The 17,909-nt window shown below is 60.1% G+C and carries 21 protein-coding genes, 1 tRNA gene and 1 pseudogene; 11 read left to right on the top strand and 12 right to left on the bottom strand.

Annotated features, from left to right (window positions below):
• Window positions 1-42: 42 nt before the first annotated feature.
• Together ACQRBT_RS02005 and ACQRBT_RS02000 are read right to left on the bottom strand one after the other, a co-directional pair.
• Window positions 43-516: a peroxiredoxin gene (locus ACQRBT_RS02005; RefSeq protein ID WP_104995789.1), complete on the bottom strand. Its 474-nt coding sequence runs from the start codon at window positions 514-516 to the stop codon at window positions 43-45.
• 10 nt (window positions 517-526) lie between these two features.
• The gene (locus tag ACQRBT_RS02000; RefSeq protein WP_003172487.1) at window positions 527-1,087 is read right to left on the bottom strand and encodes a glycine cleavage system protein R; all 561 of its coding nucleotides are present in this window, start codon (window positions 1,085-1,087) and stop codon (window positions 527-529) included.
• A gap of 273 nt (window positions 1,088-1,360) precedes the next feature.
• On the opposite strand from ACQRBT_RS02000, the gene dapA reads away from it, so the two are divergent.
• From dapA to ACQRBT_RS01975, 5 genes are all read left to right on the top strand, one after another.
• Window positions 1,361-2,239, top strand: a complete 879-nt coding sequence (gene dapA, locus ACQRBT_RS01995) for a 4-hydroxy-tetrahydrodipicolinate synthase (protein WP_104995790.1) — start codon at window positions 1,361-1,363, stop codon at window positions 2,237-2,239.
• Between the two features lie 17 nt (window positions 2,240-2,256).
• Window positions 2,257-3,372, top strand: a complete 1,116-nt coding sequence (bamC, locus tag ACQRBT_RS01990; protein WP_161549701.1) for an outer membrane protein assembly factor BamC — start codon at window positions 2,257-2,259, stop codon at window positions 3,370-3,372.
• Window positions 3,373-3,376: 4 nt separating this feature from the next.
• On the top strand, window positions 3,377-4,135 hold the full coding sequence (locus ACQRBT_RS01985; protein WP_104995791.1) for an MBL fold metallo-hydrolase: 759 nt from the start codon (window positions 3,377-3,379) through the stop codon (window positions 4,133-4,135).
• A gap of 27 nt (window positions 4,136-4,162) precedes the next feature.
• Window positions 4,163-4,876 carry a phosphoribosylaminoimidazolesuccinocarboxamide synthase gene (gene purC, locus ACQRBT_RS01980; RefSeq protein WP_010212191.1) on the top strand — a complete coding sequence of 238 codons (714 nt, stop codon included), beginning with the start codon at window positions 4,163-4,165 and terminating at the stop codon, window positions 4,874-4,876.
• 83 nt (window positions 4,877-4,959) lie between these two features.
• A tRNA-Ser gene (locus ACQRBT_RS01975) sits at window positions 4,960-5,049 on the top strand.
• An 87-nt stretch (window positions 5,050-5,136) separates the two neighbouring features.
• Here ACQRBT_RS01975 and ACQRBT_RS01970 read toward each other — a convergent pair.
• The 3 genes from ACQRBT_RS01970 to ACQRBT_RS01960 all read right to left on the bottom strand — a co-directional run bounded on the left by ACQRBT_RS01970 (window position 5,137) and on the right by ACQRBT_RS01960 (window position 7,303).
• On the bottom strand, window positions 5,137-5,424 hold the full coding sequence (locus tag ACQRBT_RS01970; protein WP_244384055.1) for a type II toxin-antitoxin system RelE family toxin: 288 nt from the start codon (window positions 5,422-5,424) through the stop codon (window positions 5,137-5,139).
• Complete coding sequence (locus ACQRBT_RS01965) at window positions 5,414-5,653, bottom strand: type II toxin-antitoxin system RelB/DinJ family antitoxin (protein ID WP_060753830.1); 240 nt, start codon at window positions 5,651-5,653, stop codon at window positions 5,414-5,416. The genes ACQRBT_RS01970 and ACQRBT_RS01965 overlap by 11 nt, the downstream gene beginning before the upstream one ends.
• Window positions 5,654-6,076: 423 nt before the next feature.
• Window positions 6,077-7,303, bottom strand: a complete 1,227-nt coding sequence (locus ACQRBT_RS01960) for an MFS transporter (RefSeq protein WP_060753699.1) — start codon at window positions 7,301-7,303, stop codon at window positions 6,077-6,079.
• A gap of 245 nt (window positions 7,304-7,548) precedes the next feature.
• On the opposite strand from ACQRBT_RS01960, the gene ACQRBT_RS01955 reads away from it, so the two are divergent.
• A complete protein-coding gene (locus ACQRBT_RS01955; RefSeq protein WP_244384052.1) occupies window positions 7,549-8,088 on the top strand; it encodes a tetratricopeptide repeat protein in 540 nt (179 codons plus the stop codon).
• 68 nt (window positions 8,089-8,156) lie between these two features.
• Here ACQRBT_RS01955 and ACQRBT_RS01950 read toward each other — a convergent pair whose 3' ends face one another.
• The gene (locus ACQRBT_RS01950) at window positions 8,157-9,035 is read right to left on the bottom strand and encodes a hypothetical protein (protein ID WP_244384051.1); all 879 of its coding nucleotides are present in this window, start codon (window positions 9,033-9,035) and stop codon (window positions 8,157-8,159) included.
• Between the two features lie 196 nt (window positions 9,036-9,231).
• Between ACQRBT_RS01950 and ACQRBT_RS01945 the strand changes: the two genes are divergently transcribed.
• The gene (locus ACQRBT_RS01945; RefSeq protein ID WP_412047782.1) at window positions 9,232-10,134 is read left to right on the top strand and encodes a LysR family transcriptional regulator; all 903 of its coding nucleotides are present in this window, start codon (window positions 9,232-9,234) and stop codon (window positions 10,132-10,134) included.
• Here ACQRBT_RS01945 and ACQRBT_RS01940 read toward each other — a convergent pair.
• Both ACQRBT_RS01940 and ACQRBT_RS01935 read right to left on the bottom strand, forming a co-directional pair.
• Window positions 10,126-10,884: a substrate-binding domain-containing protein gene (locus ACQRBT_RS01940; protein ID WP_060753696.1), complete on the bottom strand. Its 759-nt coding sequence runs from the start codon at window positions 10,882-10,884 to the stop codon at window positions 10,126-10,128. The genes ACQRBT_RS01945 and ACQRBT_RS01940 overlap by 9 nt on opposite strands.
• Window positions 10,884-12,188, bottom strand: coding sequence for an MFS transporter (locus tag ACQRBT_RS01935; protein ID WP_412047783.1), 1,305 nt, complete (start codon window positions 12,186-12,188; stop codon window positions 10,884-10,886). The genes ACQRBT_RS01940 and ACQRBT_RS01935 overlap by 1 nt, the downstream gene beginning before the upstream one ends.
• Window positions 12,189-12,385: 197 nt before the next feature.
• Between ACQRBT_RS01935 and ACQRBT_RS01930 the strand changes: the two genes are divergently transcribed.
• Window positions 12,386-12,532 (top strand): hypothetical protein, encoded by a 147-nt coding sequence (locus tag ACQRBT_RS01930; protein WP_412047784.1) that lies wholly within the window; start codon window positions 12,386-12,388, stop codon window positions 12,530-12,532.
• A 15-nt stretch (window positions 12,533-12,547) separates the two neighbouring features.
• Here ACQRBT_RS01930 and ACQRBT_RS01925 read toward each other — a convergent pair whose 3' ends face one another.
• On the bottom strand, window positions 12,548-12,937 hold the full coding sequence (locus ACQRBT_RS01925) for a VOC family protein (protein ID WP_412047785.1): 390 nt from the start codon (window positions 12,935-12,937) through the stop codon (window positions 12,548-12,550).
• A 43-nt stretch (window positions 12,938-12,980) separates the two neighbouring features.
• Window positions 12,981-13,157 (bottom strand): hypothetical protein, encoded by a 177-nt coding sequence (locus ACQRBT_RS01920; protein WP_162843513.1) that lies wholly within the window; start codon window positions 13,155-13,157, stop codon window positions 12,981-12,983.
• Between the two features lie 129 nt (window positions 13,158-13,286).
• Between ACQRBT_RS01920 and ACQRBT_RS01915 the strand changes: the two genes are divergently transcribed.
• Entirely contained in the window at window positions 13,287-14,222 is a 936-nt protein-coding gene (locus ACQRBT_RS01915) for a LysR substrate-binding domain-containing protein (RefSeq protein ID WP_060753693.1), read from the top strand.
• A gap of 93 nt (window positions 14,223-14,315) precedes the next feature.
• Window positions 14,316-14,678, top strand: coding sequence for a 5-carboxymethyl-2-hydroxymuconate Delta-isomerase (locus tag ACQRBT_RS01910; RefSeq protein WP_090366203.1), 363 nt, complete (start codon window positions 14,316-14,318; stop codon window positions 14,676-14,678).
• 27 nt (window positions 14,679-14,705) lie between these two features.
• On the opposite strand, the pseudogene ACQRBT_RS01905 reads toward ACQRBT_RS01910, so the two are convergent.
• Together ACQRBT_RS01905 and ACQRBT_RS01900 are read right to left on the bottom strand one after the other, a co-directional pair.
• Window positions 14,706-15,011 (bottom strand): annotated as a pseudogene (locus ACQRBT_RS01905) (LysR family transcriptional regulator); the annotation flags it as partial.
• 174 nt (window positions 15,012-15,185) lie between these two features.
• The gene (locus ACQRBT_RS01900; protein ID WP_412047786.1) at window positions 15,186-16,823 is read right to left on the bottom strand and encodes a 5-guanidino-2-oxopentanoate decarboxylase; all 1,638 of its coding nucleotides are present in this window, start codon (window positions 16,821-16,823) and stop codon (window positions 15,186-15,188) included.
• Window positions 16,824-16,934: 111 nt separating this feature from the next.
• Here ACQRBT_RS01900 and ACQRBT_RS01895 point away from each other — a divergent pair, with 111 nt between their 5' ends.
• Entirely contained in the window at window positions 16,935-17,813 is an 879-nt protein-coding gene (locus tag ACQRBT_RS01895) for a LysR substrate-binding domain-containing protein (protein ID WP_412047787.1), read from the top strand.
• Window positions 17,814-17,909: the final 96 nt, after the last annotated feature.

Genomic DNA, 17,909 nt, shown 5'->3' with positions numbered 1-17,909 from the left:
GCGGCTTTGCCGCCCAGCGCGGGGCAAGCCCGCTCACTACAATCAGTGCTTGTTCAAGGCTTGTGCCGCAGCCAGGACGGTATCCACGTGACCTGGCACTTTTACACCACGCCATTCCTGGCGCAGCACCCCTGCGCTGTCGATCAGGAAGGTGCTGCGATCCACGCCCAGGTATTCCTTGCCGTACAGCTTCTTCAACTTGATCACGTCAAACAGCTGGCAAACTGCTTCGTCCTTGTCACTGATCAGCTCGAACGGGAACGCCTGCTTGCCCTTGAAGTTCTCGTGGGACTTCACGCTGTCACGCGACACGCCAAAGACTTCGGTGTTGGCGGCCTGGAAGGCTGCGTACTGGTCACGGAAACCCTGGCCTTCAGTGGTGCAGCCCGGGGTGCTGTCCTTGGGGTAGAAGTAGATCACCACTTGCTTGCCCTTGAGGGCCGCGAGGCTGAAGGTCTGGCCGCTGGTGGCCTGGGCTTCGAAATCGGTCACGGGTGTGTCGATGGCTACCGGCATGAGGACTTCCTTACATTGGATTCTGAGGGCGCCATGGTTCGATCAGGGCGTCAAGGTTCAGGGCGTCGGCGAAATCCAGGAACTGGTCGCGCAGCCAACTGATCTGCACGCCGGCCGGCAGGGTCACGGTGAACGTCGCGTTGAGCATGGTGCCGCCGGTTTGGGGCGCCTGATAGGTATCACAGGTCAGGTTCTCCAGCTCGACGTTATGATCGATGAAGAACTGGCACAGCTCATTGACGATGTCCGAGCGATAAGCCGAGCTGACATACGCCACATAAGGCAGCGCCTGAGGGCGATTCTCCAGCGCGGCACTGCGTACCACGTTGACGGTGAAGTCGTGCTTCTTGGCCAGGCCCGGCAAGCCGGTCTCCAGGCGCGCCAAGGCATCCCAGGTGCCGGAAATCTGCAGGACCAGCGCACTGCACTCGCCGTGGCGGGTCAGGCGGGAGGTCACGACGGCGCAGCGGTTCTCATGGCTGGCGCGGCACAGGACGTTGGTCAGCTCCATGGGGTTGGCGCCGAGGGCACTGATAACAAGGAATTGTTCGCGAACTGTGGGGGTGGACATGCAGCCTTCCTAAAGCGATGAGCGGTCGATATCGTGTGGGCTGTATCGATCAAAGGATCAAGGGTAGCGAAAAGCGTCGCCAAGGGCTAGGAGGCGGCGTTTTCATTGCGCGACCGGTCTGGTTTCATCGTGCTTCAGGCCATGCTTTGGCCCAATGATGGCATTGCCCGTCGTTTAGTTGATCCAGAACGCATCCTCAGACGGTACTTCGCTTGTGCAAGCATCTTGGCGCCAGTACCATTACGGCTCTCTTTTTCCGGCAGGAGCGGTTGCATGATTGCGGGCAGTATGGTGGCACTGGTCACACCCATGGATGCACAAGGTCATCTCGACTGGGACAGCCTGGGCAAGCTGGTGGACTTCCACCTGCAAGAAGGCACCAATGCCATTGTTGCGGTCGGCACCACGGGTGAATCGGCGACCCTCGATGTGGAAGAACACATCCAGGTGATCGAATTCGTGGTCAAGCGTGTCGCGGGCCGCATTGCCGTCATCGCCGGTACGGGCGCCAACTCGACGCGTGAAGCGATCGAGCTGACCAAAAACGCCAAGAAGGCCGGCGCCGACGCTTGCCTGCTGGTGACCCCGTACTACAACAAGCCGACCCAGGAAGGCCTGTACCAGCACTTTCGCGCCATCGCCGAAGCTGTCGAGATCCCGCAGATCCTCTACAACGTCCCAGGCCGTACCGCCTGCGACATGAAGGCTGAGACCGTGATCCGCCTGTCCACCGTGCCGAACATCATCGGTATCAAGGAAGCCACCGGCGACCTGCAGCGCGCCAAGGACATCCTGGCCGGCGTGAGCAGCGATTTCCTGGTGTATTCCGGTGACGACGCCACGGCTGTCGAGCTGATCCTGCTGGGTGGCAAGGGCAACATCTCCGTGACCGCCAACGTGGCCCCGCGTGCCATGAGCGAAATGTGCGCCGCCGCCATTGCCGGTGATGCCGAGACCGCCCGAGCGATCCACGAGAAGCTGATGCCGCTCAACAAGACCCTGTTTATTGAATCCAACCCTATTCCCGTGAAATGGGCACTGACTGAAATGGGCATGATGCCGGACGGTATCCGTCTGCCGCTCACCCGTCTCAGCGAAGCCTGTCACGAACCGCTGCGACAGGCCCTGCGCCAGTCCGGCGTCCTGGTTTAATTGAGGAAGCATTACGCATGAAGCGATTGGCCGGACTTTCCGCACTTGCCTTGATTATCTCCAGCACCAGTGGCTGCGGTTGGATTTGGGGCCCGGAAGGCTACTTCCGTGACCGCGGCAGCGACTACCTGGACGCGCAAGCGACCAAGCCGATGCAACTGCCGCCTGATGTCAATGTCGCCAAGCGCCTTGACCCACTGCTGCCGATTCCACGCAACGTTGCCGATGAAACCATCAAAGGCGAGTTCGTGGTACCGCGTCCACAGCCGATCACGGCCGTGGCGGATGCCAGCGACTACAGCCTGCAGAAAAGCGGCGACAACCGTTGGATCGTGGCGCAGCGCCCACCTGCCGAAGTCTGGCCGGTGGCGGTGCAGTTCTTCCAGGACAACGGTTTCCGCATTGACCAGCAGCGCCCGCAGACCGGTGAGTTCACCACGGCCTGGCAGCACGGCAGTGAACTGTCCGCCAACATGGCCCAGCGTCTGCAGGCCGGTGGTGTAGCGGCCGACAGCGAATCCCGTGTGCGTGTGCGCATCGAGCCTGGCGTGCAGCGTAATACCAGTGAAGTCTATGTGGTCAGCGCCGAGCGTCCTGCCGGCAGCACGGCCAATGTCGAATTCACCAACCGCTCGGTCAACACCGGCGTTGACGCCGCGCTGGTCGATGAGATGCTGGCCAACATGAGCCGTATCTCCGAGAAGGGCGGTTCGGTTTCCCTGCTTGCTGCACGCGACTACGATACGCCTAACCGTGTCAGCCTCTCCGAAGACGGCAGCGGCAACGTGGTGCTGAACCTGGGTGAAGACCTGGATCGTGCCTGGGCCAGTGTAGGCCGTGCGTTGGAGAAGGGCCCTTGGCGTGTTGAGGACATCAACCGCAGCCTGGGCCTGTACTACATCAACGTGGCGGAAAAGGCCGAGAAGAAAGACGACGAGCCAGGTTTCTTCGGCAAGTTGTTTGGCAGCCAGCCGACCAAGGAAGAGATCGAAACCCGCGCCGAGCGTTATCAGGTTCGTTTGAGCAAGGTGGGCGACAGCGTGCAGGTCACCGTCGAGAAGAACATCAACACCGTTGCGCCGGCTGAAACCGCACGCAAGGTGTTGGGCGTGATTCAGGACAACCTGGGCTGATCCGATGCGTTTTGCCGTTCTCGGCAGCGGTAGCCAAGGGAACGGCACGCTGGTCGCTCATGACGACACGTACGTGCTGGTCGATTGTGGTTTCTCGTTAAGAGAAACCGAGCGGCGCCTGCTGCGCCTGGGGGTTCACCCCGCGCAGTTGAGCGCGATTCTGGTGACCCACGAACATGCCGACCATGTGCATGGCGTGGGTTTGCTGTCTCGGCGCTACAATCTGCCGGTGTACCTGAGTCGCGGCACCTTGCGCGGGATGCGCAAACCCATTGAGCCTGCAGGTTTCCTGGCCGGTGGTGAGCAACTGCAGATCGGCGCGTTGAGCGTCAACGTGATCGCCGTGGCACACGACGCCCAGGAGCCGACGCAATACGTATTCAGTGATGGTGAGCGGCGTTTCGGTGTGCTCACTGACCTGGGTTCCTACTGTGCGAAGGTGCTGGACGGGTACCGCAATCTCGATGCCTTGATGATCGAGTCCAACCACTGCCGTGACCTGCTGGCTCGTGGTCATTACCCGTACTTTCTCAAGCAGCGGGTGGGCGGCGAACTGGGACATTTGAACAACCACCAGGCGGCGTACCTGGTGTATGAGTTGGGCTGGCAAGACCTGCAACACCTGGTCCTGGCCCATCTGAGCAGCAAGAACAACCTGCCGACGCTTGCCCGGCAATGTTTTGTCGACACCCTCGGGTGCGACCCGGACTGGCTGCAACTGGCCGATCAAGATTCAGGGCTCGACTGGCGACATATCGCCTAGCCCACCTCACTCAAAGCGGAGCCCATCATGGAAAAACGTGAAGAACTCTACCGCGGCAAGGCCAAGTCGGTTTACAAGACCGACGACGCCAACCGCCTGATCCTGCTGTTTCGCAACGACACTTCGGCGTTCGACGGCAAGCGCATCGAACAGCTTGATCGCAAAGGCATGGTGAACAACAAGTTCAACGCCTTCATCATGCAGAAACTCGAAGCGGCCGGCATTCCGACCCAATTCGACAAACTGCTGGGCGACAACGAGTGCCTGGTGAAGAAGCTGGACATGATCCCGGTCGAATGCGTTGTGCGTAACTACGCTGCCGGCAGCCTGGTCAAGCGCCTGGGCGTGGAAGAGGGCCTCAAGCTCAACCCCTACACCTTCGAGTTGTTCCTGAAGGACGACGCCAAGGGCGACCCGTTCATCAACGAATCCCACGTTGTGGCGTTCGGCTGGGGCACCGCCGAGCAACTGGCGCGCATGAAGGAGTTGTCCCTCAAGGTCAACGACGTGCTGAGCAAGCTGTTCGACGACGCCGGCCTGCTGCTGGTCGACTTCAAGCTGGAATTCGGTGTATTCCACGACGGCTCCATCGTCCTGGGCGACGAATTCAGCCCGGACGGCTGCCGCCTGTGGGACAAAGACACCAAGAAAAAGATGGACAAAGACCGCTTCCGCCAGGGCCTCGGTGACGTTATCGAAGCCTACGAAGAAGTCGCCAACCGTCTCGGCGTACCGCTTTAATCGACGCAAGCATCTGATAGCACGGAAAAAAATCTCTTTTGGGGTTTGCTTCCGTGAAACACACTGTTATGATGCGCGCCGTTGGAGAGATGCCAGAGTGGCCGAATGGGACGGATTCGAAATCCGTTGTACCTTCACCGGTACCTAGGGTTCGAATCCCTATCTCTCCGCCATTACATAGAAAAAGCCCCGTAGCTGAGTAAGCTACGGGGCTTTTTCGTTTTTGGCAGAGTATTTACTACAGCTCATCAAATCCATGATCAGCTCAAACGCTCAGCCGCTCTCTGATAAACCCGATCACGTTCCCGCTTATCAACAGCCACGACGAACACAGTGATTTCATGATCAATCACTTGATAGACAAGCCTATAACCGCTGCTACGTAATTTGATTTTGTAGCAGTCAGGCAGGCCATGCAGGCGGTTAGCTTCAATGCGTGGGTCATTCAGAATTTCCATCAGCTTCTTCTTGAGCTGTTGACGGATGGTGTTGCCGAGTTTTTGCCATTCCTTCAATGCGCGTGCATCAAAATCAAGGCTATAGATCATCTATAGAAACCCTTACGCGTTGAGGGGACGCCAATCGTTCCCGCACTTTGGCCAGCAAGGCTTCATCATCCTCAGTCATCAGCACAGGCTTGAAAGGCAATTGACCGCGCTCTACTACATATTGCAGGGTTTGGCGCATCAGTTCAGAAGGCGTGACGCCAAGCCTTTCCAGTTCCAGGTAGGCGCGAGCTTTCAGGTCGTCATCGATGCGGATGTTTATAGATGCCATGGAAGCGTTACTCATGTAATGACGTTTGTCGTTACATTGGCTCAGGTATGCCGTGTTGGCAAGGCTGTCTCGACGTATGGCGTTGTCTTCCAACCTCGACATCACTTCTTACCCTGTGGCTTTGACGGCGACTTTTTATCCTTCTCCTTCACCGTTTCCCTTGGTCTTTTCTTTGCCTCAGCCTCTGTCACGTACTCTCCGGTGACGGCATCACGATATCTGGTTGGCATGTAAGCTCCTTGGCAGTACGTCGCCACATGGCGACCCTTTCGAGGCTAGTTCAGGGGCGTGGGTACACAAGCTTCACTGTGCGAGTTTTCATTACGAAGCTTTTCCAAATCGGGACTTGCGATGCGCGTCCGCTGAAAATAAAAAAACCTGCCAAGCTCAATGCTTAGCAGGCTTTTCAACAGCTCTTTCTGCTCAGGCAGATTGCGCTACCAAGCTGTTACTCACATTTCGCCCCAGCACCAGCACCGTGACAAAACCTACGCCGACCAACGCCGTCGCCAGGCTCAACAGCACCGAGCTACCCATCTGGTCCACAATCCGCCCGCCGAAGAATGAACCCAAGGCAATGATCACCTGAAACAAGGCGACGAACAGCGGCATACCGCGTTCAACATCCTTGGGCGCCACGACAAACATCCAGATACTGGCGCAGGCCGGGAAGGCACCAAAGGCGAAGCCCCAGAGTGCGATCAACATCGTCGCGCCGATCAGGCCGGTGGCGAAGTAGGGGAACAGGGCGGTGCTGGTGCCGATCATCAGTGCGACCAGCAGCAGGGTGTAGCGCACGCTGCGGTTGGCGGCGAAGCCGGCAAAAATGTTACCGGCGACACCGGCTATGCCAAACATCAGCAGCAGTGAGCCAATGGTCTGGCCGTCGAAGCCGGAGCTGTTCTTGAAGAACGGCGCGACGTAGGTGTAGGCGGCAAAGTGTGCCAGGCCGATCAGCAACACTGCGATCAAACCGACCCGAGCGCGTGGGTTGATAAACAAGGCCGGCAGGTCACTGATGAGGATGGCCTTTTCCGGGTCGAGCCGCGGCAGCAAAAAGACCTGCGCCAGCAGCACGGGTACGCCTACCAGCGCGGTGACCAGGAAGGTCATGCGCCAGCCCATCAGGCCGCTGAGCCAGGTGCCGACGGGCACGCCGAGGACGGTGGCCAGGGTCACTCCCATCATGATGATCGAGGTGGCCTTCGCCACGCCCACGCCTCTGGGAGCGAGACGGCCGCTGAGGGCGATGGCGGTGGCCCAGAACCCGCCGATGCTGATGCCCAGCAGGACGCGACCGAACAGCAGCAGGCTGAAGTCACTGGCGAACGCCACGACGGTGTTGGCGATGATCATGATCAGCGTCAGGCCGATCAATAAATAGCGGCGGTCCATGGCGCCAATCATCACTGACAGCAACGGGGCGGCGAGGGCGGCCATGATGCCGGGCAGGGTGACCATCAGGCCGGCATGGCCGGCACTGATGCCGAGGTCGCTGGCGACATCATTGAGTACGCCCACCGGCAGGAATTCACTGGTCACCAGGGCGAAGGCACCCACCGCGACCGAGAGAATCGCCAGCCACTGCTGTTTGACACTTTGTTGATCATGTTCCGGGCGGCCGCTTGGGGCCTGGCTGGCACTTGGCATGGTATCGGGTTCCAGAAAGATGTGTCGCCTGAAGCCAGGCGCAGGGGAGGAGAAACTGGAGGCGATTATATAAATCGTTTTTAGCAACCACCGAGGCGCTCGTTTCGATAATAACCATCAGTACAATCGATTCGACGCTCTTTAGGCCGACAGTCAGACCACGCTTAACCTGCCAGTAAAAATGGCGCATGGTGGCAGATATCTCTTGTTGCTGTTCTTCCTCAGTGTGACGGAGCATGACCATCATGAAGACTTACCGTGAGCAGGCCGTTGGTTACCGCAGCGCATTTCTTCTGGCCGCGGCTTTATTTGCAGGCCAGGTTCTCGCATCCGGGGACGAACCGGCGCCGCCCAAGCCGAACTGCCCCAAAGGCCAGGTCTGGGATACCAAGAGCGGAAAATGCGTGCTGCAAACCAGCAAGGCCATCTCGGACGCCGACCGTACCGATTACGCGTACCGCTTGGCCAAGGATGGGCAGTACGATGAAGCGCTGGCTTTGCTCGACACCCTGCACAACCCCAACACCGCAAAGGCCCTCAACTACCGCGGTTATGCCACGCGCAAACTGGGACGCACCGATGAAGGCATCGGTTATTACCTGAAGTCTGTTGCGCTCGACCCCAACTACGCCCAGGTCCGCGAGTACCTGGGTGAGGCATATGTGATCAAGGGGCGTATGGATTTGGCGCAGGAACAATTGGCGAAAATCAAAGCCCTGTGCAGCACCAGCTGCGAAGAATATCAGGACCTGGCCGAAGCCATTGCGGCCGCGCCGCAGGCGTGACGCCGAACACTTTGGTATGCCGGTGCCGCGCTGAAAGGCTCGCCAGGGCTGCTGGTCTGCGACGAGTCTTACGGTGAGACGGCTAGCGTCTGCGGCACCAGTTCCAACACCCGGTTCCTACCTCCTTCCGCCAGCAGATAGGTGCCCCGTCCTGTCGGCACAATCGATTGCGGCGCCTTCAAGAACGACAGAATGGTCTGCTGCTTGCCCAAAGAGTCAATCAACAACAGGCGTGCCCGGTGCGTCGAGTCTTCGTTGACCCACAACCCGCGTTCATCACACATCAGGAACGTTGGCTTGTTCAAGCCCGCCAGCACCACCGGGTCGCTGCCATCATCGGTCAGTTCGCGGACCACGCCTTTTTTCTTTTCGGTATAGAGCATGCGCCCATCCGTGCAACGCACGATGGATTCGCCTTCCTCGACCTGATCGCGCAGCACGCTCAGGGACTGGTCGCTCCAGCGGTAGCGCATCAGGCGGCCGGTGGGCTTGCGGTCTTCAATGGCGTACAGGTCGTCGCCCTCGACCCACAGGCCCTGTACGTTTTCACCGCGGAACAACTCCGTGACGGCGCCGTCCTTGAGAAAGCTGACCGGCGCGCCACCTGATTCCTGGCTGAACACCCAGCCGCCACGGGTGGCGACCATGCCGTCGGGTTTGGACAGGTTGGCCACTACGACTTCGCGTTGCCCGTCCGCGTGGATCCGCACAATGCTGCCCAGCCCGTCCTTGAGTTCCTGGCTGACCATCAGCGAGCCATCGTGCAGGGGCATCAGCGATGCCGCCTTGGCCACGTCTCGATGAATCACGCTATAGCTCCAGCCGTCGCTCGCCTGCACCGGATAGAAACTCTGCCAGGCAAAAAAGCCCAGGGTAGCGAGGCATAGCGGGCCAAGGATCCATGCGCCGCAGCGCAGCGCCTGGTGTTTTTTTATTATTCGACTCATGGAGGTACGCCGGTAGGAATGGGAAAAAATAATCGAGTCGGACACCCTACCAAAGGCTGCCATTGAACTTCACCCCGGGAAAATCGGCTGTCCCCGAAAACCGTGCTTGCAGGCGACGTCCAGCCCCGGGTACATGACGTCCCATCCGCTCCCGTACGATAATGCCCCCATCCTGACAGCCACTGGCCACCCTCTCGTGATCATCAACTTCGACCTCAACGACCTTCAAGCCTTCCGCGCTGTGGTAGACAAAGGCAGTTTTCGCGGTGCCGCCGAGGCCATCCGAATCTCGCAACCGGCTCTTAGCCGACGTATCGAAAAGCTCGAATCCGCCCTCGATGTGAAGCTGTTCGAGCGCACCACCCGACGGGTCAACCTGACCATGGTCGGCCGTGCGTTCCTGCCCCAGGTGGAGCGTATTCTTGACGACCTCGACATCGCCTTGATGGGCATCAGCAATGTGGCGTCCACGCGGATGGGCAACGTCACCATCGCCTGTGTGCCGTCCACCGCTTATTACTTCATGCCCCATGTGATCTCCGAGTTTCACAAGCTCTATCCGAAGATTCGCCTGCAGGTGCTGGATGCCAGCGCCGGTGAGGTCTGCAACGCCGTGGAGAGCGGCGAGGCGGATTTCGGTGTGAGTTTCAGCGGCAGCCTGGCCGATGAAGTGGAATTCGAACTGCTGTTGCAGGAGCGCTACGTCCTGGCCTGCCGGCATGACCACCCGCTGGCTAGGCGCCAGAGTGTGAGTTGGGCTGAAGCTTACGAATACGACTACATCACCGTGGACAAGTCCTCGGGCAACCGCTTTCTGCTGGACCAGGCCCTGCGCGGCGTGCGGGTGAAGAAACCGAGTGTCTGCGAGACCCATCACGTGACCACGATGATCGGGCTGGTGGAAGCGGGGTTGGGCGTGGCGATGGTGCCATCGATTGCGATGCCGGCGGGCGAACACCCGATCCTGGTGAGTGTGCCGCTGGTGGAACCGCAGGTGATGCGCAATGTGGGCTTGATCAAGCGCCGCGGGCGGACGTTGCCGCCGGCGGCGCTGGAGTTGGAGCGGTTGGTACGGGAGATGCCGTTTCGGTCAGCGTGACACCGAGTCCAGGCCGGTGGATTGCACCACCGGTTGCGCCTCGGGTGAAGCCAGGAACTTCAGCAGTGCCTTGGCCTGGGCCGGGTGTTTGGCGTTGACCGGAATCCCCGCCGCAAAGCGTGTCACCGACTGCACGTCTTCCGGGATCTTGCCCACAAACGTCACCCCTGGTATCGGCAACAGTTCCGCCACCTGCTGCAAGCCGACCTCGTAGTCACCCTTGGCGACCTGTTCGGCCACCGGCAGGCGCTCGATCATCGTGCCTTTGGCGGGCATGCCGAGCTTCTTGAACAGTTCCTTCTCGACATACACGCCGCTGGCGCTGTCCGAATAAGCCACGGATTTGGCCTGGGTCAGCGTGGCCTTCAATTCGGCGTCAGTGCCGATCGCCGGTTTGGCCGCGCCGGCTTTCACCACCAGGCCGATACGCGAGTCCGCCAGTTCCACGCGGGACGCAGGGTCGACCTTGCCTTGCTTGATCAAGTCATCCAGCGCATAGCCGACCATGATCACCACATCGGCGGGTTCGCCACGCGCCAGACGGTTGGGAATCGCTTCCGGCGCCTTGCCCATGGACGGACCCAGGATGGTATTCAGGGTGTCGCCACTTTGTTTGGCATATTGCGGGCCGAGCAATTTATAGGCAGCGGTAAAACCACCGGAGGTCATCACGTTGAGTTCTTCGGCCTGCGCCGTCAGTGCCAGGGCGCCGAGTGCAAGGGCCGTAAGGCTGTTGAGTAGGGTGCGCATCATACGGCCTCCTGCAGCATCTGCCCGCGGGTATTGGCGCGACGGTACAGGGCCAAGGTCGAGCACAGGGCACACAGCGCGGCAAACATCATCCAGTAGGCCGGCGAAGCCTTGTCTTCGGTGACATGGATAAACCAGGTGGAGATCGCCGGGGTGAAACCACCGAAAATGGCGGTCGCCAGGCTATAAGCCAGGGAGAAACCGGCCACACGTACTTCCACCGGCATGATTTCGGTCAGGGCCGGGATCATTGCGCCGTTGTACATGCCGTACAGGAAGGAGAACCACAGCAGGGTTTCGAGCATATGCGCGAAGCTTGGCGCATTCACCACGAACGACAGCGCCGGGTAGGCGGTGATCACGGTGAGGGCGGTCATGGCCACCAGCACCGGCTTGCGCCCGAAGCGGTCGCTCAGGGTGCCGCCGATCGGCAGCCAGACAAAGTTCGACACCGCCACCAGCAACGTCACCAGCAAGGCGTCGGAAGTGCTCAGTTGCAGCACGGTCTTGCCGAAGGTCGGCGCGTAGACCGTGATCAGGTAGAACGCCGTGGTGGTCATGGCAACCATCAGCATGCCGCCGATCACCATGGTCCAGTTCTTCGCCAGGGTCGCCAGCACTTCGCGCATGCTTGGGCGATGTTTGCGGTTGGCGAACTCTTCGGTTTCCTGCAGGTTGCGTCGCAGTACAAAAATGAACGGGATGATCACGCAACCCAGGCCGAAGGGAATGCGCCAGCCCCAATCGGCAACTACAGCCGGTTCCATCCATTGGTTCAGGCCATAACCCAAGGCGGCCGCAACCACGATGGAGATCTGTTGGCTGCCGGACTGCCAACTGGTGTAGAAGCCTTTGCGGCCCGGTGTGGCCATTTCAGACAAGTACACCGACACGCCGCCCAGTTCCGCACCGGCCGAAAAACCTTGCAGCAAGCGACCCAGCAGCACCAGCAGCGGTGCCCACAGGCCAATGGTCTGATAACCCGGTACCAGCACGATCAGCAGCGTGCCGCTGGCCATGATCGACAGAGTCATGATCAACCCTTTGCGGCGACCGACGTCATCGATATAGGCACCCAGAACGATCGCGCCCAGTGGACGCATCAGGAAACCCGCGCCGAACACGGCGAAGGTCATCATTAATGACGCAAACTCATTGGCGGCGGGGAAGAACGCGGCAGCGATATAGGTGGCGTAGAAGCCGAACAGAAAGAAGTCGAACTGTTCGAGGAAGTTGCCCGAGGTAACGCGTAGGACTGCACCCACTTTCGAAGGGGCAGCGTCGGGCCGGGAAGGGCTATTCATGGTTTTTGTGTCTCCAGCGTTCTTTTTAAGAGCTTGTTTCGCTTAAGACCCGGGATAGTGGCTGACACATTTAGAAATGATAAGTGAGTTATTTGGATGAATTGATGCGTAACTGTTATCAATTGGGGCATCCGCCCAAAATGCTTGCTCTGTTCTATGCTGGATGGGTGAACCATTCTTAAGGAAGGGAGGTGGCTATGAATAATGAGCAGAAGGAACGGGATGAGCCGGAGCGTGTACAACCCCAGCGTCAGCATGAGGAGGAGAAGCCCCAGACCTGGAAGCATCCCGATGACGGCACGGAACTGTCACCGCTTGATCAGGAGATTCCGCTCAAGCCTTGAAAGGGTGTACCCCGATCAATGGATCGGGGTACATAATTCCACCAGCGTGCCATCCGGGCAACGCACATAAGACACCACTTGCCCCCAGGGCCTGGTGCTCGGTGGCGACAGCTCTGTCGCGCCATGGACGAGGGCTTTGGCGTGGGCGGCGAACACGTCCTCGGTGACGAAACCCACTTCCATTCCTAGCGGTTTGCTGGAGGTATGGGCCTGCACGTGGCCGCCGTCGAAATTCATGCCCGCCAATTCGTGGGCGGCAAACGAGAGGGTGGTTTCGCCAGTTTCCAGCTCGCCATAGGTACCCGATTCATGCAGGAAACGGCGAGTGAAACCGAAGGCTATTTCAAAGAATGCCAGGGAGGCGGCAACGTCCGGCACATAGATGATGGTGTAGGCGAATTTCATGCTTGGCAGTCCTTGCTCACAAGTGGGTAGAGGCTATTCCAGATCAAACCAGCAGTGACGTCGGAAACCCCGCCGCCAGCACCATGTAGGCGACCACCGTCGCCAGGCACAAGCCGATAAATACGCGCAGCAGTGTCCTTACGGTGGGGTTGGCGATGAATCGGACAACCCATAGACAAAACCCGGCCACGACAATGGCCAAGGCGATTATGAACAGCACGATGGTGTTCCTGTGACCTTCAAGAGCTGATTTATAGTCGCAAAGCCGCTCGATGAACAGTGTTCACATAGACGCAGCCCGGCGGCCTTTCTAAACTGCGCGTTGTCTTGGGGAGAGGGGCAGGCGCCGATGAATCGTAATGAACTACGCAAGGCCGACATCAACCTGATGGTGGTCTTCGAGGCACTGATGCTCGAACGCAACGTGACGCGGGTGGCGGAGAAGCTGTTTCTCGGCCAGCCGACCATCAGTTCGGCCCTCAACCGTTTACGCACCTTGTTCAATGACCCGCTGTTCATTCGCGTGGGTCACCGCATGGAACCGACGGCGCGGGCCGAGGAAATCATCCAGCACCTGTCGCCGGCGTTGGATTCGCTGTCGTCGGCCCTGAGCCTGACTCACGATTTCGACCCGTCCCGCAGCACCATGACCTTCCGTATCGGCCTGTCCGACGACGTCGAGTTTGGTCTGCTACCGCCGCTGTTGCGGGCTTTGCGCCAGGAAGCGCCCTTGGTGGTGTTTGTGGTGCAGCATGTGGATTACTGGCGCATCCCTGACTTGTTGGCATCCGGTGATATCACCGTCGGCATCACCCAGACCCGCGGTCTGCCGGCCAATGCCAAGCGCAAGCTGTTGCGGCATATCCGCCCGTGCCTGCTACGCGCCGATGCCTCGGACACACCGCTGACCCTCGACGAATATTGCGCACGCCCTCATGTGCTGGTGTCGCACACCGCCAACGTGTCCGGGTTTGCCGATGAATGGCTGGCCGAGATCGGCCGCAAGCGCCAGGTGGTGCTATCGGTGCCGCAATACAGCGCGCTGCCGGCGTTGCTCGCCGGCACCGACATGATCGCCAGCTTGCCGGACTACACCGCCCAGGCCATGGCCGCCAGCGGGCAGCTGTTCTGCGAGCCATTTCCGTTTGAAACCCCGACCCTCGACCTGTCCATGGTCTGGCTCAGCCACGTCGATACCGACCCGGCGGAACGCTGGATGCGCTCGCGGCTGGAGGCGTTCATGAGTGACCGCGACTCACTGGCGGCGCCGCCGGCAAAATCTTGAGAGACCCCTTGAGGGAATACTGAAAGCGCTCTGAATCAGTGCGCTTGCGTGTTATATGTATGACTCTTTTCCTACAACCATCGGGAGCTTTTAATGCCGCACCTGCATCTGGAATACACCGCCAACCTTACGGACTTGCCTGTGGAGAAAACCCTGTTGCGGCTCAACAACGTGCTGATGGCGTCCGGGCAGTTCGCTTCCGAGTTCGATATCAAGAGCCGCGCAGTGAAGGTGGAGAATTTCCAGGTGGGCACCTCGCTCAGCCCACGCGGTTTTATCGCGGTCAAGCTGTCGCTGCTTAGCGGGCGGTCGCCGCAGATCAAGCAACAGTTGTCGCAAAGCCTGTTGGCGGCCTTGCAGGACTTGGGCGAATGGCCGGCGGATGTGCAGGTTCAGCTCAGCGTGCAACTGGACGACATGGATCGTGAGTCCTACAGCAAAGTCGCAATCGGCTAAGGCTTGAAGCCGACGCCGTCACCAGGTCGAGGCGGCCTTCTGTTTCGGGTCGAAGGCCTGGCCGCCGGCGTGGCACAGGTTGATGCTCTCCAGGATCTTCTGCACATGGCCATACATGGTGGTGGCCTTGTAGGTCGGGCGCATGCCGGCCCGCGTGTTGATAAACAGCTCGTCTTCAAAGCTGGTGCGCAGCTTCTTCAGGCTGTAGCTCACGGTGGACTGACTGACGAACAGCGTTTCGGAGACCTCGGTAACGCTGCTCTGGTCATAGACGGCGATAAACACCATCAAGTCCTGCATATCGAGCTTTCTGAGCAAGTTACTGTTTAGCATCGGTTTCGTCCGTAAACCCGTTGTACCGAACTCAGTACAAGACTGCACAAAAGCTTAACGGAACGGCCGTACCAATAGAAAGCTCTGTAGGTCGTTTCTATGTTTGGTGTGGGACAAATAATGTTGGTAACACGACGTCAGTCCCCATCCGCACGCCGTCGATAGACACACCGTTCAATACCCTGTGGCAGCGGCAACCTCCTGCATCCACAGTGCCTGGTCGACTTCAATCAGCGTCGGCCCCTGGCGATCCGTGGCGGCGCGCAAGGCCGCCCGCAACGGTTCGATGCCCCGCACACTTTCGGCCGCGCAGCCCAAGGCTTTGGCCACACCGATAAAGTCCGGCGTATAGATATCTACACCCACGGGCTCAATGGCGCGGTTGACCATGTATTTCTTGATCTCTTCGTAACCCTGGTTATTCCACAGCAGCACGATGACCGGCGTGCGGGCTTCCACGGCACTGGCCAGCTCCGGCAGGCTGAACTGCAACCCGCCGTCGCCGATCAGGCATACCACCGGCTGCCCGTCGCCACGTCCCAACCAGGCGCCGATGGCGGCCGGCAAGGCATAGCCCAAGGTGCCGTAGCCAGTGGAAGAGTTGAACCAGCGACGTGGGTGGTCGAGGTTCAGGGTCAGGTTGCCGCTGTACACCGGCTGGGTGGAATCACCTACCAGCACTGCACCCGGCAGTTCATCCAGAACCGTGTCGAGCAACAACGTCTGTGCACGAGTGGCGGCATCCCAGGCCGGCGTCAGTTCCGCCCACAGGCGGGCGACTCGTTGGCCGCCCCAGGTCGAATCGCGGGTCGGCAATACCTGTTTGTGCAAGTCGTCGAGCAAGGCTGCGGCGGCGATTTGCGCGTCGGCCACCAGCGCCACCTGGGGCGGGTAGTTGCGCACGGTCTGGTCGGCGTCGATGTCGATACGCAGCAGCGCCCCTGGGATCTCGAAGCCACCGGCGAAGGTCACGTCATAGTCGGTTTCCGCCAGCTCCGTGCCGATCGCCAGCACCACATCGGCCTCGGCCACCAGCGCGCGTGTGGCGGGCAGGGTCTGGGTCGAGCCGATCAGCAGCGGATGGGAGGAGGGCAGCATGCCCTTGGCATTGATGGTCAGGGCTACCGGTGCGCCGAGGATTTCGGCCAGGCGCGTCAACTCAGGCGCGGCCTCGATGGCACCGCCGCCCGCCAGGATCAGCGGGCGTTTTGCTGCGCCAAGCAACTGGCCCATCTGCTTGACCGACGCGGGTGCCGCGCCGGCTCGCGCCACGCTGACGGGCGTACAGTCGAGCAATGCATCGGCGTTTTCCACCAGTACGTCCAGCGGAATTTCGATATGCACGGGGCGCGGTCGACCGGCCTGGAAGACGGCAAAGGCCCGTGCCAGGACGCCCGGCAATTCTGCGGCCGACATCAAGGTATGGGAGAACGCCGCCACGCCCGCAATCATCGCGCTCTGGTTGGGCAGTTCGTGCAACTTGCCGCGCCCGCCGCCCAATTGGCTGCGCGATTGCACGCTGGAAATCACCAGCATCGGGATCGAGTCCGCGTAGGCTTGGCCCATGGCGGTGGTGATATTGGTCATGCCGGGACCGGTGATGATGAAGCACACGCCTGGCTTGCCGCGGGTACGCGCGTAACCATCAGCCATAAACCCGGCACCCTGTTCATGGCGCGGGGTGACGTGACGGATGCCGGAGCGTGCCAGGCCGCGGTACAGCTCCACGGTGTGCACGCCGGGAATGCCGAACACCTGGTCCACGCCGTAGCGTTCCAGGAGATTGACCAGTACTTCGCCGCAGGTCGCCATACATGTCGCTCTTGTGAGGGTTTCGAGGCGGTATTGGAGCGGCTGGGCGGTAGCGGCAACAATCGATAAAAAGTCATACTAGCCATGTCCTCACGTCATGGCTCAATTGCGATGAAACGTCTTCCTCCGCTGCCCGCCCTGCACACGTTCTGCGTCACCGCCCAGTGTTGCAACTTCACCCGCGCCGCCGAGCAATTGCATATCACCCAAGGCGCGGTGAGCCGGCAGATTGCCGGGTTGGAAAGCCACCTCGGCTACGCCTTGTTCCAGCGCCAGGCCCGGGGCTTGAGCCTGACCGAAGAGGGCCGTGAATGGTCGCTGCGCGTACAGCAAGTATTTGGCTTGATCGTGGATGCGCTGGAGCAGATCGGCGATCGTCGCGAAATCCTGCAACTCAAGGCGCCCACCTGTGTCATGCGTTGGTTGCTGCCACGCCTGATGCAATGGCAGCGTGAACGTCCGGATGTGCCGGTGGAGCTCACCACCACCGTGGCCTACACCGTGGATTTTCGCCGCGAGTCATTCGACGCGGCGGTGATCTACGCGCCCATCGCCGAGCCACCTGCCGAAGCGCGGCATTTGTTTGATGAGCAACTCACGCCGGTCTGCGCTCCCGCCTTGCTCGGTGGTTTGCGGGCACCGGCCGACTTGCAGCAACAGGTGCTGCTGCACCCTACCCGGGATGGGCGGGATTGGGCGTTGTGGTTGAAAGCAGCGGATACGCGGCTGAGCAATCTGGCCCAGGGGCATCATTTCGAGACCTTGGATCTGGCCATGACGGTGGCGTCACAAGGTTCAGGCGTGGCGATCGGTGATAGCGCGTTGATTGGCGAGGATGTCACGGCCGGCAGGCTGGCGATGCCGTTTGAACTGCGGGTGCCGACGGGGATGGGGTATTACCTGGTGCGCCCACCGGGCGCCGAGCTGTCGGCAGGCCTTGAAGCACTAATGGAATGGCTGGCGAATCAAGCAAAACCCACCGCGACCTGACTTGTAGTGAGCGGGCTTGCCCCGCGCTGGGGGGGCGCAGCCGCCCCAAACCAGGCGCTCGAGCTCTACCTGGAAGAACGCGGTGCCTGGATTAGG

Source organism: Pseudomonas sp. R19M (assembly GCF_050312585.1).
GTDB classification, from domain to species: domain Bacteria; phylum Pseudomonadota; class Gammaproteobacteria; order Pseudomonadales; family Pseudomonadaceae; genus Aquipseudomonas; species Aquipseudomonas palleroniana.
This window is presented reverse-complemented; position numbering and strand designations above follow the sequence as displayed.